13 protein-coding genes are annotated in these 16056 nt (G+C 46.6%); 5 read left to right on the forward strand and 8 right to left on the reverse strand.

Annotation, left to right across the window (positions count from 1 at the left end; genetic code table 11):
• Positions 1 to 14: 14 nt before the first annotated feature.
• The 7 genes from cmk to PHQ97_00170 form a co-directional block, all read right to left on the reverse strand.
• Positions 15 to 701, reverse strand: coding sequence for a (d)CMP kinase (cmk, locus tag PHQ97_00140; protein MDD4391149.1), 687 nt, complete (start codon positions 699 to 701; stop codon positions 15 to 17).
• Positions 698 to 1786 carry a histidinol-phosphate transaminase gene (hisC, locus tag PHQ97_00145; protein MDD4391150.1) on the reverse strand — a complete coding sequence of 363 codons (1089 nt, stop codon included), beginning with the start codon at positions 1784 to 1786 and terminating at the stop codon, positions 698 to 700. The genes cmk and hisC overlap by 4 nt, the downstream gene beginning before the upstream one ends.
• 97 nt (positions 1787 to 1883) lie before the next feature.
• The gene (locus PHQ97_00150; GenBank protein MDD4391151.1) at positions 1884 to 2426 is read right to left on the reverse strand and encodes a 2-oxoacid:acceptor oxidoreductase family protein; all 543 of its coding nucleotides are present in this window, start codon (positions 2424 to 2426) and stop codon (positions 1884 to 1886) included.
• A 14-nt stretch (positions 2427 to 2440) separates the two neighbouring features.
• Entirely contained in the window at positions 2441 to 3178 is a 738-nt protein-coding gene (locus PHQ97_00155) for a thiamine pyrophosphate-dependent enzyme (protein MDD4391152.1), read from the reverse strand.
• Between the two features lie 199 nt (positions 3179 to 3377).
• Positions 3378 to 4442, reverse strand: coding sequence for a 3-methyl-2-oxobutanoate dehydrogenase subunit VorB (gene vorB / locus PHQ97_00160; GenBank protein ID MDD4391153.1), 1065 nt, complete (start codon positions 4440 to 4442; stop codon positions 3378 to 3380).
• A gap of 12 nt (positions 4443 to 4454) precedes the next feature.
• On the reverse strand, positions 4455 to 4688 hold the full coding sequence (locus PHQ97_00165; GenBank protein MDD4391154.1) for a 4Fe-4S binding protein: 234 nt from the start codon (positions 4686 to 4688) through the stop codon (positions 4455 to 4457).
• A 59-nt stretch (positions 4689 to 4747) separates the two neighbouring features.
• Positions 4748 to 5464 (reverse strand): cobalamin biosynthesis protein CbiA, encoded by a 717-nt coding sequence (locus PHQ97_00170; protein ID MDD4391155.1) that lies wholly within the window; start codon positions 5462 to 5464, stop codon positions 4748 to 4750.
• Between the two features lie 480 nt (positions 5465 to 5944).
• Between PHQ97_00170 and PHQ97_00175 the strand changes: the two genes are divergently transcribed.
• On the forward strand, positions 5945 to 7111 hold the full coding sequence (locus PHQ97_00175) for a DUF1343 domain-containing protein (GenBank protein ID MDD4391156.1): 1167 nt from the start codon (positions 5945 to 5947) through the stop codon (positions 7109 to 7111).
• A 110-nt stretch (positions 7112 to 7221) separates the two neighbouring features.
• Here the strand turns inward: PHQ97_00175 and PHQ97_00180 are convergent, their stop codons facing one another.
• Positions 7222 to 7503 (reverse strand): hypothetical protein, encoded by a 282-nt coding sequence (locus tag PHQ97_00180; GenBank protein MDD4391157.1) that lies wholly within the window; start codon positions 7501 to 7503, stop codon positions 7222 to 7224.
• A gap of 1312 nt (positions 7504 to 8815) precedes the next feature.
• Here PHQ97_00180 and PHQ97_00185 point away from each other — a divergent pair.
• The 4 genes from PHQ97_00185 (at position 8816) to PHQ97_00200 (ending at position 15896) form a co-directional block, all read left to right on the forward strand.
• Positions 8816 to 11437: a 1-acyl-sn-glycerol-3-phosphate acyltransferase gene (locus tag PHQ97_00185; protein ID MDD4391158.1), complete on the forward strand. Its 2622-nt coding sequence runs from the start codon at positions 8816 to 8818 to the stop codon at positions 11435 to 11437.
• A gap of 10 nt (positions 11438 to 11447) precedes the next feature.
• Positions 11448 to 13196 (forward strand): sugar phosphate nucleotidyltransferase, encoded by a 1749-nt coding sequence (locus tag PHQ97_00190; GenBank protein ID MDD4391159.1) that lies wholly within the window; start codon positions 11448 to 11450, stop codon positions 13194 to 13196.
• 81 nt (positions 13197 to 13277) lie between these two features.
• Positions 13278 to 14108, forward strand: a complete 831-nt coding sequence (gene dapB / locus PHQ97_00195; protein ID MDD4391160.1) for a dihydrodipicolinate reductase — start codon at positions 13278 to 13280, stop codon at positions 14106 to 14108.
• Positions 14109 to 14135: 27 nt separating this feature from the next.
• On the forward strand, positions 14136 to 15896 hold the full coding sequence (locus tag PHQ97_00200; GenBank protein MDD4391161.1) for an extracellular solute-binding protein: 1761 nt from the start codon (positions 14136 to 14138) through the stop codon (positions 15894 to 15896).
• Positions 15897 to 16056: the final 160 nt, after the last annotated feature.

Here is a 16056-nt window from a genome sequence, read left to right on the forward strand (position 1 = left end):
TCACGTTCACTAAGCTAATCTTCCAGTCCTTCAACAAGGCGCATACGAATATAAGAAATCATATGCTCTACGACTTGCTGAGCATTCAGATCTGTCGAATCTATGATGACAGCATCCTGCGCGGGAATCAACGGCGCCAGATTTCGAGTGCTGTCATTATGGTCTCTTCTCAGGATATCTCTTTCAACTTTCTCAAGATTTATGGCTGGTTGAGATTTTAATTCATTAAAACGCCTCAATGCCCTGGTATGACTTGCGGCATCCAGAAAAAATTTGATGTCTGCATCCGGAAACACAACCGTTCCCATGTCCCTTCCTTCGAACACGGCCCCCCTGCCTTTTCCCATCTCTCTCTGAAGATCGAACAGATATTTTCTGACGACCGCCCGTGCAGACACAGCCGATGACAACATCGTGACTTCAGGCGTCCGAATAAAGTCTGTGATATCTGAGCCATTGACTATCAGACGCTGTCCATTTTTTTCCGACACAAATTTTATATCGAGATGACGGCATACATATTCCAGTGCATCGTCCTGATCATCCGGATTGACACCCGAACGCTTTGCCTCATAGGCGATAGCCCGATATAAAGCGCCGGTATCAATATATCGATAGCCCAGCCTCACGGCCAGAATTTTACTGACAGTCGATTTGCCGGCGCCGGCAGGGCCATCGATGGTGATTACAAGCTTTTTCATGACATCACTTTTTCAAGCGCCCGGATGAACCGTACATTTTCCTCGTGAAGTCCGACCGTCACCCTTATATATTCCGGATAGCCGTACGAGGCCATGGAGCGGACAATCACACCATGGCGGAGAAGCTGTTCGTATACCTCATCCGCATTTTTCCGGACATCGATGAGAAAAAAATTGGTCTGGGACGGAAAATAATCAACCCCTGCTTTATCCAGTGACGCATACAGAAAATCCAATTCCCCGTGAACCAGACGAAGCGTTTTTTCAAAAAATTCTTTATCCTCCAGCGCTGCCATGGCAGCCACCTGTCCCAGAGAATTGACATTAAACGGCAGCCGTATCCGGTTTACAAGTTCTGCCAGCTGCTCTGGCATTACACCATAACCGATGCGGAGACCGGCGAGCCCATACACCTTGGAAAAGGTCCGAAGGACAACAATATTTTTCCCGCTGTCAAGGTAATCAATACCGGATAAACATTGAGGATCTCTGACAAATTCGACATATGCCTCATCGATCACGATTACGACCCCGGGGGGAACCGCTGCCAGAAAATCATCAAAATCCGATTTCCGGATAATGGTACCCGTCGGGTTGTTTGGATTACACAAAAAAATCATCCGGGTTTTTGAAGAAATACGGCGTTCAATATCCTTCAAGCAGATGGAAAATCCCTTCAGTGGAACATAAACCGACGTTGCACCGCAGCAGCGTACCGCAATATCATAAATTAAAAACGAGGGCTGCGGGATGATCGCTTCGCATCCCGGGGACAGGAGCAATTTGGACAGCATGGTGATAATTTCATCTGACCCGTTTCCCAATACAATCTGCTGATGAGACGTATTCAAACGCTGAGACAACGTATGTATCAAATCATAGCAGCTGCCATCCGGATACCGGTTGAGTCTTGAAAGTGATTTTTCAATGGCGGCCAGAGCCTTTGGCGCTGGTCCCAGAGGGTTTTCATTCGAAGCCAGCTTGATGGAACGGGCAATCCCGTATTCCCTTTCAAGTTCTTCCATCGGCTTTCCGGGCAAATAAGGCTTTATTTTCAGGATATAATCATTAATATGTGTTTTCATATAATTCTGTCGCTCTTTTCGATCGTATTAATCTCTTCCGGTGCGCATTGCCTTTTTAATGGAGGGGAGGCCGGCAGATTTTTTGATCCACCCTGTTTCAGGCAGAAACAGCTGCTTCACGACCCTGTCGAATCGCTTCCATATTCATGGGCATAAATTTTTCTTTTTTAGCAAATTCTTTTCGAACCGCCTTTTCAATCAATTCAAAATCCACGATACCGCTTCGCGCAACAAAAGCAGAAAGCGCAACTATATTTGCCACCTTAACGCTCCCCAGGCCCTTGGCAATGCCCGTGGCCGGCACATAAAGTTCATCCACATCATCTCTGCCTGAAGATTCTCCGGGAATCAGCGAACTGTTGATCAGTATCACGCCATGCGGCTTGACGGCAGGGGCAAACTTCTGCAGGGATGGCAGATTCATGGCAACCAGATGCTGCGGTGTTTTGGTGATCGGGGAACCGATGACCCGGTCACTGATCACCACCGAGCAGTAGGCAGTGCCCCCCCGCATCTCCGGACCGTAAGAAGGAACCCATGCGACTTCGTAGCCTTTTTCAAGGGCCGCATACGCCAGAAGTTTACCACTCAACAATATACCCTGTCCGCCAAAACCGGCAAATATCACTTCAGTCTGCATATCAGTCTCCTCAATTAATCCGGTAGTTTGATATCACCCAGTTTATAATACGGCAGCATGGTTTCCTCCACCCATTTAACCGATTCAACCGGTGTCATTCCCCAGTTGGTCGGACATGTGCTTACCACCTCAACCAGGCTGAAGCATCGGCCTTCAAGCTGATATGTAAACGCCTTTTTAATGGCTTTTTTGGCCTTGATGATATATTTGGGTTTAATCACCGTCTGCCTGGATATGTAGGCAGGCGTTTTCAGCGACGCCAGCAGTTCACCCATCTGAATCGGCATACCGCTCTGCTCGACATCCCTGCCAAACGGAGAGGTTGTGGTTCTCTGGCCCGGCATGGTCGTAGGGGCCATTTGTCCGCCGGTCATGCCGTAAACTGCATTATTGACAAAAATCGTCGTAATCTTTTCTCCGCGATTTGCCGCATGCACGATCTCGCCCATTCCGATACTGGCAAGATCCCCATCTCCCTGATAGGTAAACACCATCAAATCAGGCCGGCAACGCTTGATGCCGGTAGCCATCGCCGGCGCTCGACCGTGAGCCGCCTCCTGAAAATCAACATCAATATAATTATATATGAATACCGCACACCCTACCGGTGCAATTCCAACCGTTCGCCCTCGAATTCCCAGCTCGTCAATCACTTCGGCCACCAGTCGATGAACCACCCCGTGCGTGCAACCCGGACAATAATGTGTATCTCGATCCGTCAGGACGTTCGGCTTTGCAAACGTTTTTGCCATTCTATCTGCTCCTTGCATTTTATCAGGATAACTTCTTATGATTCCACAGCTATCTGTCTTAACCGGTCAATGTAACCATCAGGATTTAACAAAACTATTGTTGAATTGAAAACGCGATATTCTCATCACTGTCAGCGCATGAAACAAACGGCCTCACGGTCGCCGCCACCATGAACAGCCGCCTCGGCGGCAATTTCGATTAAAGCGTCTTTACAACTTCCATGATTTCTTCCGGAGACGGCACATCGCCACCGCATGATCCGTACCATCGAACCGGTTTTTTCCCCCTGACACAGCGTTCGACATCCTCAACCATCTGCCCCATACTCATTTCAATACTGACAACCACTTCACAGCTGCTTTTCATCGCCGCCTCATAAACCGCTTTTTCCGGAAACGGGAAAAGGGTCTGAGGCCTTATCATGCCGACCTCGATTCCCTCGTCTTTCAACTGATCAATCGCCGTTTTACATACCCTGCTCATGGTGCCGTAGCTGACGATCAGTACCTTGTAATCGGATGCCGTATTATAGGCTTCGAATCTAACATCCTCGCGTTTCATCCGGTCATATTTGGCTTTCAGGCGAAGGTTGTGATTATTGAGTTCATCGGAGTCCAGAAACAGGGATTTGACCAGATTGGCATCAGTGCGCCGGCGGGTATCCATTCCGTTGGTAGCCCAATCGTCCTTATTGCTGGGCTCGGTCACCAGATGCTCCGGGAATTCAACCGGCTCCATCATCTGGCCGATTAATCCGTCTCCGAGTATCATCACCGGATTCCGGTATTTTTCCGCGAGCGGAAACGACATCATGACCATCTCAACGGCTTCCTGAACCCCGGAAGGGGCCATCACCAGCAGATGATAGTCTCCATGTCCTCCGCCCTTGGTAGCCTGAAAATAATCGCCCTGAGATGGGAGTATCCCCCCCAGCCCGGGCCCGCCGCGAACGATATTGACAAAAACGGCAGGGCACTCGGCCGATGCAATAAAGCTCAAAGCCTCGCTCATCAGGCTGATTCCCGGACTCGATGAAGAGGTAAACACCCTCACCCCGCAACCGGAAGCGCCAAACAGCATATAGCCGACCGCAACTTCGCTCTCACCCTGAAGGAAAACACCTCCGACATCGGGCATCCGCCGGGACAGATACTCTGCAACTTCAGACTGAGGGGTAATCGGATAAGCAAAATAATGAAGAGCGCCCGCTCTGATCGCTGCTTCACCGATCGCTTCATTTCCTTTCATTAATATCTTGCCCATGGTATCCTCCCTTTATTCCTGCTCAACGGCATCATCTGCTGTTTCGGTAATCGTGATGGCAACGTCGGGACACATGATGCAGCAAGCCGTACAAAAAATGCAATCCCCCGGTCTGGCCTGATAAACCGGAAAATACCCCTTCATATTGACCTGGCTTGAAATTTCCAATACATTTTTAGGACATACGGAAATACACAACCCGCATCCTTTGCACCTGTCGTTATCAATACTATAGTTAAAAGCCATAGACCAATGCTCCTCTCTATGGATCAGATGAGACCCTTTGCTGTTATCTCTGAATGATTCTAATGAAGTATTAAATGTTCCGTCCCAACTCTTGCGGGCTTTTTCCATGGAGGGACAAGTTGTCGATGTATAGGCAGAACCAGGCAGGAAAAAAGTTTGGTATCAATCACAGGCAGGAGTTCAACGGCGGCAGTGATAAACTTAAGGGGCAGCCCACTGCGTTCCGATAAGGATGTCACAAAATCATATCCTTTATAAATATCATCGACGGTTGTCTCGTCAATCAGATTGGCGTTTCCGATAATCCCGCTCACAGTCAGTCTGGACGCCTTTTCAATTTCGGCCCTGATTTTTAAACAGCCTTCGATGCTGTCTGTGAATGGTCGAAAAGGATTGACAACCTGAAGCATGTGAACCTGACGGTCTTTAAATGCATCCGCCAGAGAGGCAAGAACGGTCGCTCCGACATCATCTCCTCCGAGGTCCAGCAGCGCCAATTCACCGGGTTGACGAATCAAACCTGAAATTTCGGGTACAAGCATCGGCAAATCCGCATTCAGATATTTTTCATGCGGCAAAACCACATCAATACCCAATTGCGTCAGCACCCCCCGGGCTTCCCGGGTTCTAAAATACGGATTAACCAGATCAAGGTCGGCAATTCTGACATCCATCCCGGCGCGCTTGCGGTTCATAGCAAGATTGACAGCAACTTCGGTCTTTCCGCTTCCGTAATTGCCTGCGATGATCACAATTCCTTTTAGATCAAATTCCACTATTTTTAATACCAACTGCCCATTTAAGGCCTCGGCCCTTATTAAACGTATATCAGTGCCAGACCGGCATTGACGATAATAATAAGAGGTACAACAAGTCCGGCAGCTGATTTTCAGCTGTCGCTCCTTCAACACCATACACGTTATCATAATGTTGAGATTATATTACCAATATACCCTGGCAGGAATGAGCCAACTTGACTTTTAATTCCAAATATAACGTTTGTCAAGTTTTTTCAAATAGATATTTAGTCCTTGCCCAATCATATTGGATGGGGCCGGATGGGCTTCTCTCATCCCGGATAACTGTCCTTGCGAATTAATCTTTTGATTTCTGACGAAAATCTGATAAAAACGGTTTAATTTTTTACCAATTTTAAATTGAAGTTACCCTCCCGCGTTGCAATTGAGCATGAGTTTATTTTTATTTTTCATCATTTTGTTTATGCAACGATGGGGGTTATATTACGGAGACGGCTAATGAAGGTACAAACCGGGCTTGAAAGGCTGATTGAATCGCCCCCCGAATGGCTAAAGGGTAAAAAAATCGGATTGCTGTGCAACCCGGCTTCGATCGACAGTCAATTCCGTCATGCGAGCCAGTTAATACACAGAATGTTTCCGGAACAGTTAACGGCGCTGTACTCACCCCAGCACGGTTTCCATGCCGAAAAGCAGGACAATATGATCGAGTCGGACAGTTTTACCGATCAGACATTGAACATACCGGTATACAGTCTTTACGGCAAGACCCGTATCCCTACCAGACAGATGATAAAACCGGTCGATGTTTTGATCATCGACCTTCAGGATGTTGGAACACGTGTCTACACCTTTATTCATACGGTATCGTACTGCATGGAAGCCGCAAAAACGTTCGGCACCCGAGTACTCGTTCTGGATCGACCCAATCCGGTCACCGGCTGCATGATCGAAGGCAACTGCCTTTCACCGGATTGTCGGTCTTTTGTCGGCCGGTTTCCAATACCCATGCGTCACGGCATGACCATCGGAGAACTTTGTCTGCTGTTCAATCATCACTTTGGCATCGGCTGTGAGCTGGATGTCATCCCCATGAGCGGATGGAAAAGACATATGTATTTTGAAGACTCCGGCCTGCCCTGGGTCGCGCCATCCCCCAATTTACCCACACCGGTATCCGCCAGGGTTTATCCCGGACAGGTATTGTGGGAAGGGACCAACATATCCGAAGGCCGTGGAACCACGCAGCCCTTTGAGACCTTCGGAGCTCCATTCATTGATACTCAAACCCTGCTCAACAATCTGAAAGGAACTATACCGGGGGCAATCCTCAGGAAAACCGTATTTGAACCAACATCCAACAAATGGCAAAACTGTGCATGCAACGGTTTTCAAATTCACATAACCGATCCGTATCTGTATCATCCCTATCGAACCAGCCTCAAGCTGCTCCATGCCATCATTGCCGGCTTCAAAAACGACTTTTCATGGAAGCAGCCCCCGTATGAATATGAATTTGAACGGTTACCCATCGATTTGATCCTCGGAGGCCAACACATCCGAACCCGGATCGAACGGGGGGATGACATCGATGACATTGAGGCATCATGGCAACCAGAGCTTGATCAGTTCATCAATACAAGCAAAAAATTTTACCTGTACTGAAAAAATGGGAAGCTGAGGACTCACGACTGAGGCGTTTTTCCCACCCGGGAAAAAACAAAAAGCCCTTCACGCGTTGCAGCGAAGGGCTTTATTTCAATCAGAAACGTATCTTATTTCTCTGTTTTCAACGTTTCGACTTCCTTCTTAAGATCTTCGATTTCTTTTTTATATCTTTCAACTTCCTCGGTTTCCACTGAAGGCTCAGTCGAAGGCTCATCTTTTTTCCAGGTATCCTTCAGCTCATCAAAACCAAGATAAATAGCCAGTGCGCCTCCTAATAACAGCATGACGGGGATAGCACCGGCTAAGAGCTGAAGAAACGGCTTCCACCATATCACCAGACCAATAATACCCAACACGGCACCCACTGCCCCACCGATCAATGTCTTCATAAGTATCCTCCTTTAACTAAAATTGAAGTCTTGATTCTATATAATCAATTTAAAAAAGTCCAAAAATGCCGCCACTTCGCAGGGGCCTCTGGCACACGCATTTATGTTCATGCCCGCCTGCACTAAAATTTTAACCTTAAAGAGGTTTGTACTGTCAAGACAATTCTGCCCGCCATAAAAAACCGAAGCAATCCTTTCAACGGAAGGGGCGGGTTTATTCAGTACCCGAAGGAGAACTGCCAATTAGAAATTGGCCGGGGTTTCATTCGAATACACTACAATTAAATACACCAATCTTGCAACAGTCAACCTGAAATCGGCCACCGCGGCAAAAATCTTATAAACAATGGAAAACCTGCACGGCTTTTGTGCATCTGGAAAACGAATCCCGGAAATAAAGACTTATAGAATCCCCCGAATCAGAATTCATTTTTCAATAACATTTTCAAATAGATATATTCGCAATTCTTACAAAAAGTGTTTTTAAGGAAATAACACAACGTGTTTGGTAACGCAAGCTTAAAATTCTATGAAGAAAACCGGGCATCAGGGCAGCCGGGCTTCAATGGTATTTAATAAGATTTAATGAGTAAAAAATATTAGATTTTGTTTGAACTTAATACCGTTTTTCGATCCGGAAAACAGGACAGCCTTTTTATAATTCGACGCATAAAAAATTAACCATATGAGCGCATTCAATATTTTGCTGATTAAAATTTTGTCAACGTTCAAAAATCAGATCGTTCTGCAGTTTTCGTTCAGGCAGTATTCATATATTACGGATTTCAGCCACCGCTGACGACATCGTGCGGATATGCCAAGCGCATGGGATTAAACAATGATGCGGCAAAGTGCGGGTTTCATTTTATCCGCTGCTGCGAACAACGTGGCACCTTTGAACGAAGTTCAAATCAATTTCGTATTGCAAATACATTATATTTTTATTAACGTGGATGGTTTAGATAGATTCGGGCTTGTTCATAACTGCGGCCATATTCTCTTACGTGTAGTTTCGAAGTCCCGGCCGTTGCCGGCTTCTCCAGCCCGATACGGGGGGATGCCGGCAACGGCCGGGACGGTCCTCACGATGTTATGGCCACAGTTATGATCAAGCCCATAGATTCCATTCGGAAATCGTGTATTTTTTTTGGCTCAAAGGAAGGGAGAGGTTTTAACCGCACGAATACATGGGGTATTTTAAAGATTAAAATCTGAGCATGGCTCCCATGGAAAAAAACAGACCGCGGATGGGCACTATGTAATTATTTGAGTTTTATGGAATCATCATCTAAAGGCAATATGGATTGCATTCATGATATCGTTATGGTCACAGCTGAAAATTAAAATTCAAGACTGGGTCAACGCTGCCCTGAGAGGGACACATGACCATTACAGTTGCTATCTGCCGAAAAATCTCGGCATGATTTCAGAACAAATCCTCAAACTGTTTTTTTCCGGCATCCGCCTCAATAAAGATCAGACCCCCATCCTGAGCAATTTACCCGAGAATGCTGTTATCGTTTATACCAATCAATACAAGAGTTATTTCGAATTTCTTTTTTACCATACCCGCTACAAAGCCGACAAACTCCCTTTTCCGGAAATAGGGCTGGATTATCAATCCATTGCATGGCAACCCGTATCCCGTATTTTTCAAATGCTTCTGGCCCATATCGACTATTTCAGACAAAACCGGAAGTGGCCTGATCCATATAAAAGCGGCTACATCCAAAAAGAGCTGATCTCCGGCCGTATTGCGCTGGTATCTTTACTGGAAAAAAAAGGGGGCCACCGACGGTTTGTAAAGGCCAGGGTCGATCCGATCCGTTACCTGATCGATATGCAGCGCTCACTGGATCGACCGATATATATCATTCCTCAAATCATGTTTTTTGGGAAAAAGCCCCATCACTCAACGCCTTCTGTCCTTGATATCATATTTGGCAGCAAAGAAATGCCCGGAAGCATCCGGCGCCTTGTTGCCATGTTTAAAAATCCGGGCACCGTGTTTGTGGAAATATCTGAACCGGTGAACCTGCAAAATTTCGTCCGCCGTGCGGAAAACGGCAACCTCGGGATCGAGCATGTGTCATTTTCCTTGAGACGACACCTCATGGCCCAGATCAATCGCCACCGCCAGAGCATTATCGGACCGGTACTTAAATCCAGAGAAGAACTCAAAGAGAATATTCTGACCAGTGACCGGCTCCGGAAATATATGGAACAATACTCGAAAAAACGTGATATTCCCATTTATAAAGTTCACAAGAAAGCCGACGCCTATCTTGAAGAAATCGCGGCCAAGTATAACATATCCATTATAAAAACGGCCTCAGTGCTGGTCTCATGGCTGTTAAATTCCCTGTTCGAAGGTATTTCGATTAACGATGACGTGCTCAAAAAAGTCAAAAGCATGTCTCACAAAGCACCTTTAATCCTCATCCCATGCCATAAAAGCCATCTGGACTATATCATTTTGTCTTACGTCCTTCACAAAAACGATATGCCATGCCCCATGATTGCCGCCGGCAAGAACCTGTCTTTCTGGCCGATGGGGGCGCTGTTCCGAAGCGCAGGGGCCTTTTTCATCCGAAGAACCTTCAGGGGCGCTGTCCTGTATGCAAAGGTGTTTTCTGAATACATTCATCAGCTGCTTGCAGAAGGATTCAATATCGAATTTTTCATTGAAGGAGGAAGAAGCCGGACCGGAAAATTGACCCTGCCCAAACTGGGACTGCTGACGCTGCTGATCAATGCGTTCAAACAGGGGGCCTGTGATGACATGATTTTTGTGCCGATATATATCGGCTATGACAGAGTAATGGAAGAATCATCCTATCTTCATGAAATCGAGGGGGGACAAAAAGAGGCCGAAAGCCTGTGGCAGGTGTTTAAAGCCAGAAAACTCCTGCACAGACGGTATGGAAGAATCTACATAAAGTTTAACGACCCGATTTCATTCAATGCACTGCTTTCCCGGAACAACCTGTCGATTCACCAGATGTCCGCCAAAGAGCAAAATGCCGTATGCAGAGATCTGGGCTGCCGACTCATTAATGCCATCAACAGCGTCACGGTTGTCACCCCGTTCGGACTGCTGGCCAGTGCATTGCTCAACTCCCCCAAGAATCGGTTTTCTCGTGAGCAATTAAAGTTTCAGATCGATACCTACATCACGTTTCTGTATTCCAGAAACGCGATCATAGCGGACACGCTTGTCATGGATCAGGAAACCGCGATAGAGCATGCGATAGAATCCTTCGCGCAGAGAAAGTTTATCGAACAGATTTCACCCCATAAGGATGACACCGCGGCCGATATCTTTTTCAAAGTCAATGAAAGCAAGCGACCGCTGATTGAATATTACAAAAACAACTGTATCGCTTTTTTTGTTCCAGCAGCGTTTACCGCGCTGGCTATCATCGAAAAAGATGCATTTCAGTTTTCTTCAGCCGATCTCCTGCCCGGTTATAATTTTCTCAAAAAATTGTTTCAAAATGAATTTACCTATCATCCGGATCAATCACCGGAAACCGTTATCAGAAAAGCCATCAAGGCGTTTATCGATGATGCCGTATTGATGCCTCATCCCACAATGCCCGACACCTACAATTTAACATCCGTGGGATTCAGAAAGCTGAAAATATTCGGTACTTTTTTAAAGACTTATTTTGAATCGTATTGGATTGTATTAAATATTTACAGACAGTATCCCAGAAATTCGATAGATTCAAAAGACCGGATGAAAAAAATCCAGGCAAAAGGCAACCGGTACTATAAACGCAACGAAATCGAACGAAAAGAAGCCCTGTCAACAGTCAACTTTCAAAATGCCATTGATTTTTTTACAAGCATCGGAATTAAAGGCGCCGAAGACAAAGAAAAGATTGAATATTATTTAACCGCTTTTGAAACATATTTAAACTGTCTGTAAGCCCATACCTATGAAAGCTTTAATACTTGCCGCAGGTTTCGGATCACGGCTGCGGCCTTTTACTGATCATATCCCAAAGCCTCTGTTTCCTGTAAACGGGCGCCCTGTTCTGGATCTCATGATTCAGAAGCTGATCAGGGCAGGCTGCTGTGCCATCATGATCAATACGCATCATCTTCACCGGAAGATAGACGCCTTTATTGGAACACAACGTTATTCTGTGCCGGTGGTTACCCGCTATGAGCCGGATATATTGGGGACCGGAGGCGCCGTTAAAAATATCTCTGATTTCTGGGATCTTCAGCCGTTGATGGTGATCAACAGCGATATCATTACCGATATTGATTTAAAGGCGGTATATGATTTCCATTTGCACCATCCTCATCCCGTCACCATGGTGATGCACGATTATCCCGAATTCAATACTGTCGCCATCGATCAAAACGATTTCATAACCGGCTTTGATGATCAGACCCCTTCTGCCCCCCGGTTGCCGGGAAACCGTTTATCGGCATTTACCGGTATCCAGGTGCTTGATCCGGCCGTATTGGATGCCATACCGGACAAAGGATTTTCCAGCATCATTGATGCTTACCGGAATTTGATATGCCGTGGCAACAAGGTCAAAGCCTTCATCGCCCATCATCCATACTGGCGGGATATCGGAACACCGGTTCGATACCGGCAGGCAGCAATCGATCACATGGCCCCTGAAGCCTTCAACCGGTCCGGTCCTGCGCAATCGGCCGATGGCCCGCCGGCTGTCTGCCATACAGTTCTTTCACGATGGGACATCACCCCGCTTTCAGGAGACGGATCAGACCGGAACTGGTACCGCATCCGACATGACAACCGGTCTCTGATCATTGCAGACCATGGAATCGGCGTTAAAAACAGCCCATCCGAAATTGGCGCATACATTTCGATCGGTCGCCATCTGCTTGAAAAACAGGTTCGGGTGCCGGAGATCTTTCTTCATGATATGTTTTCCGGCCTTGTTTTTGTCGAAGACCTGGGGGATATCAATCTTCAGGCGGTGGTTCGTCAGACCCGCAATATGCAAACGGTCATATCGATTTACCATGAAGTAATCGATCAGTTGATTCTTATGTCCGTTCACGCGGCAGACGGGTTTGACCCGTCATGGGCCTGGCAGACCGCTGAATATGACCGCGGCGTCATTCTTGAAAATGAATGCCGCTATTTTATCGAGGCCTTCGTCAATGGCTATCTGGGTCTGAATATACGTGTCGAAGATGTGTGGAATGAATTTGAAAATCTTGCCGACAATACGCTCAAATTTTCGGTACCCGGCTTTATGCACAGGGACATGCAGAGCAGAAATATTATGGTGACGCAGCAGGGGCAAAATTATTTTATTGATTTTCAGGGAGGAAGAATCGGACCGATCCAGTACGACATCGCCTCTCTGCTGAATGATCCATATGTGACGCTGCCCGGCTCGGTCCGCCACCGGCTCTTCGATTACTATCTCCGGTCGCTGAACTCACAGATACCCGTTTGCCGGGATAACTTCAGAAAAGGATATCACTATTGCTGTATCACACGGAACCTTCAGATTCTCGCCGCTTTTGGTTTTTTATCCCGTATCAAAAAAAAGATACACTTTGAACAATACATCCCGACAGCGGCCCTTACGTTAGCCGAACATCTTTCAACTGATCAGATTCCAGAATTTCCACGGTTGAAAACGCTTGCAGAACAAATCAAACAAACGATTCAGCGGGGAACCCATTAATCCAATAAGCACAGATCAGATATTTTTTCAGTTTTCTGCATCTTTTTCTTTCAGACTTAACATATCAGGAGCTCCATACTTATGAATACAATCAAATTGATGGTAAACGGCATCCCGGGAAATATCGCGACAAATTTAATACAGCACGTTCAAAAGGATATCCGGTTTGACCTCATCGGGTATTCTCTGACCGGGCCGGAAATCGTTGAAACCGAATATCGGCTTGATGATCTTCCGATCTGTTTGATTCAGCCCCATCTCAGGGACGAACTCATTCCGGAAATTTTAAAAAAGGAAGGCTGTTTTATCAGCATTGACTTTACACATCCCTCCGCGGTCAATGCTAACGCCGAATTTTACCGAAAATGGAAACTGCCATTTGTCATGGGCACTACCGGAGGTGACCGCAGACATCTGGAAGATACCGTGATCGGATCTGATATTCCGGCTGTCATTGCGCCCAATATGGCCAAGCAGATTGTCGCCTTTCAGGCCATGATGGAATATGCTGCCCGATCATTTCCGGATCTGTTCAGGGGCTATACCCTGCAGGTGAAAGAAAGCCACCAGAAGGGCAAGGCTGACACCAGCGGGACGGCAAAAGCCGTTGTGGCCTCGTTTCAGAAACTGGGAATTGATTTTTCAGAAAATCAGATCATCAAGGAACGGGATCCGGAAATCCAGAAATCGGTCTGGGGCGTGCCGGAGGATTATCTCAAAGGACATGCATGGCATACCTATACGGTCGTTTCCGAAGACAACACCGTCAAATTCGAATTTACCCACAATATCAACGGACGCGATGTCTATGCCAGAGGCATCCTCGATGCCGCCGAATATCTGCATCACAAAGTGCAGCGGGGTGAACGGGGTAAGGTGTTTACCATGATGGACGTGCTCAAAAAAATATAGCCCGTGCTCTGACGAACAGGAGAACCCATGAAACGCATCATCATCGTGATTTTAATCCTCCTGCTGAGCCCCTGCGTGCAGGCAGATGAAATGTTCCCCGGAAAAGACTGGTCGGATCGATACAATCCACTTGCCGATCCTGAAGCCGTGCCCGGTGGTGAGATTTCCGTATTCGCGGGTCAGTATCCCAAGAGTCTCAACTATTACCTGGATAACAATGTCCTTTCTGCTGAAATTTTCGGGGCCATGTATGAAACCCTGCTCAACATGCATCCGATAACGCTGGCCTATGAACCCGGTCTTGCCCGGCAGTGGTCCATTTCCGGGGATAAAAAAACCTTCACATTTTTTATCGATAAACAGGCCAGATGGAGTGACGGCACCGCCATAACCGCCGAAGATGTCAAATGGACATATGACGTGATCATGAACCCGAAGAATCTGACCGGGCCGCACAAAGTGAGCATGCAGCGGTTCTATCCTCCCGAAGTCATCGATTCGCATACCATCCGGTTTACCGCCCGGGATGTGCACTGGCAGAACCTTGGATCTGCAGGCGGATTTCATATTCTCTGCAGCAAGGCCTTTGATAAAAAGGATTTCAACAAGATTAACTTCGAATTTCCTGTTGTATCAGGCCCTTATCGACTGGGCGAAACCAACGAGGGGCTGTTCATCACGCTGGAACGGCGCGATGACTGGTGGCTGAGAAATGCTGAAAGAACCCGGGGGACCGGAAATTTTCAGACCATGAAATTCAAATTTTTTGCCGAGAGGGAAAACGCCTTTGAAGCATTCAAAAAAGGCCAGATCGATCTGTTTCCCATCTATACGTCCCGGATCTGGATCAATGAAACCCAAGGTGAAAAATTCATCCACAACTGGATCATCAAACAGAAAATCCATAACCAGCGGCCCGTTGGTTTTCAGGGCTTTGCCATGAACATGCGCACCCCCCCTTTTGACGATCTGCGGGTCAGAAAAGCCATGGCGCTGTTGCTGGACAGGGAAAAAATGAACACCACATTAATGTACAGCCAGTATTTTCTTCACCGCTCTTACTTTGAAGACCTGTATGACAAGGACCATCCCTGTCCAAACCCTGTCATCCGGGTGGATAAAGCCCAGGCCCGAAAACTCCTGACAGAAGCCGGCTGGGTGGCAAATCCGAAAACCGGATATCTTGAAAAAAACGGTACCCGCTTTTCATTCAAGTTTTTAACCCGGGATGCCTCCTTTGAAAAATTTTTATCCATCTATGCCGAAGATCTCAAGGATGCCGGCATTGAACTGGTTATCGATAAAAAAGACTGGGCCTCATGGGTTCGGGATATGGAAGAATTTAATTTTCAGATGACCCTGGCGTCATGGAGCTCCGGAATTTTCAAGGACCCGGAAGGCATGTGGTCATCGGCTGAAGCAGACCGGAAAAGCGGTAACAATATTACGGGTTTTAAAAACGCCAGGGTTGATTCGTTGGTTGAAAAGCAGAAAGAAATTTTCGATATCCGTCAACGAAATGATATAAATCGGGAAATCGATCAGCTCATTTACGAATCTTTTCCCTATGTACTGCTTTGGAATATCAACTATACCCGGCTGCTTTACTGGAAAAAATTCGGCATGCCCGATACCGTTCTTTCCAAATTCGGCGATGAATCCAGCGCCTACTGGTACTGGTGGCTGGATGAGGATTCAACAGCGGATTTGATGGATTCGATAGCGAATAAACTGCCGCTTGCCCAGAAACCATCAACGGTCTTTTTTGATCAGCAGTTTCAGCCTTAAAAAGTTCAATATTTAAAACTGATGGCCTTGTAAAAAATCATATTCAGCCCTCATTTGTCATTCACATAAAATAATAAATGCTGTAATTTCAGCATGTTCTGTATTCTTATCTACGCGGAAATGACGGGTGTGGGTACTTTTTACGGGTTCATCAAAACTC

It is taken from the genome of Desulfobacterales bacterium, assembly GCA_028704555.1.
GTDB lineage: Bacteria > Desulfobacterota > Desulfobacteria > Desulfobacterales > JAQWFD01 > JAQWFD01.

What these genes read in the sequence shown, in the direction of transcription:
- PHQ97_00180 (MDD4391157.1), bottom strand. Translation starts at nt 7,503, where the DNA reads ATGAAGACATTGATCGGTGGGGCAGTGGGTGCCGTGTTGGGTATTATT.
- PHQ97_00175 (MDD4391156.1), top strand. Translation starts at nt 5,945, where the DNA reads ATGAAGGTACAAACCGGGCTTGAAAGGCTGATTGAATCGCCCCCCGAA.
- PHQ97_00165 (MDD4391154.1), bottom strand. Translation starts at nt 4,688, where the DNA reads ATGGCTTTTAACTATAGTATTGATAACGACAGGTGCAAAGGATGCGGG.
- hisC (MDD4391150.1), bottom strand. Translation starts at nt 1,786, where the DNA reads ATGAAAACACATATTAATGATTATATCCTGAAAATAAAGCCTTATTTG.
- vorB (MDD4391153.1), bottom strand. Translation starts at nt 4,442, where the DNA reads ATGGGCAAGATATTAATGAAAGGAAATGAAGCGATCGGTGAAGCAGCG.
- dapB (MDD4391160.1), top strand. Translation starts at nt 13,278, where the DNA reads ATGAATACAATCAAATTGATGGTAAACGGCATCCCGGGAAATATCGCG.
- cmk (MDD4391149.1), bottom strand. Translation starts at nt 701, where the DNA reads ATGAAAAAGCTTGTAATCACCATCGATGGCCCTGCCGGCGCCGGCAAA.
- PHQ97_00155 (MDD4391152.1), bottom strand. Translation starts at nt 3,178, where the DNA reads ATGGCAAAAACGTTTGCAAAGCCGAACGTCCTGACGGATCGAGATACA.
- PHQ97_00200 (MDD4391161.1), top strand. Translation starts at nt 14,136, where the DNA reads ATGAAACGCATCATCATCGTGATTTTAATCCTCCTGCTGAGCCCCTGC.
- PHQ97_00150 (MDD4391151.1), bottom strand. Translation starts at nt 2,426, where the DNA reads ATGCAGACTGAAGTGATATTTGCCGGTTTTGGCGGACAGGGTATATTG.
- PHQ97_00190 (MDD4391159.1), top strand. Translation starts at nt 11,448, where the DNA reads ATGAAAGCTTTAATACTTGCCGCAGGTTTCGGATCACGGCTGCGGCCT.
- PHQ97_00185 (MDD4391158.1), top strand. Translation starts at nt 8,816, where the DNA reads ATGATATCGTTATGGTCACAGCTGAAAATTAAAATTCAAGACTGGGTC.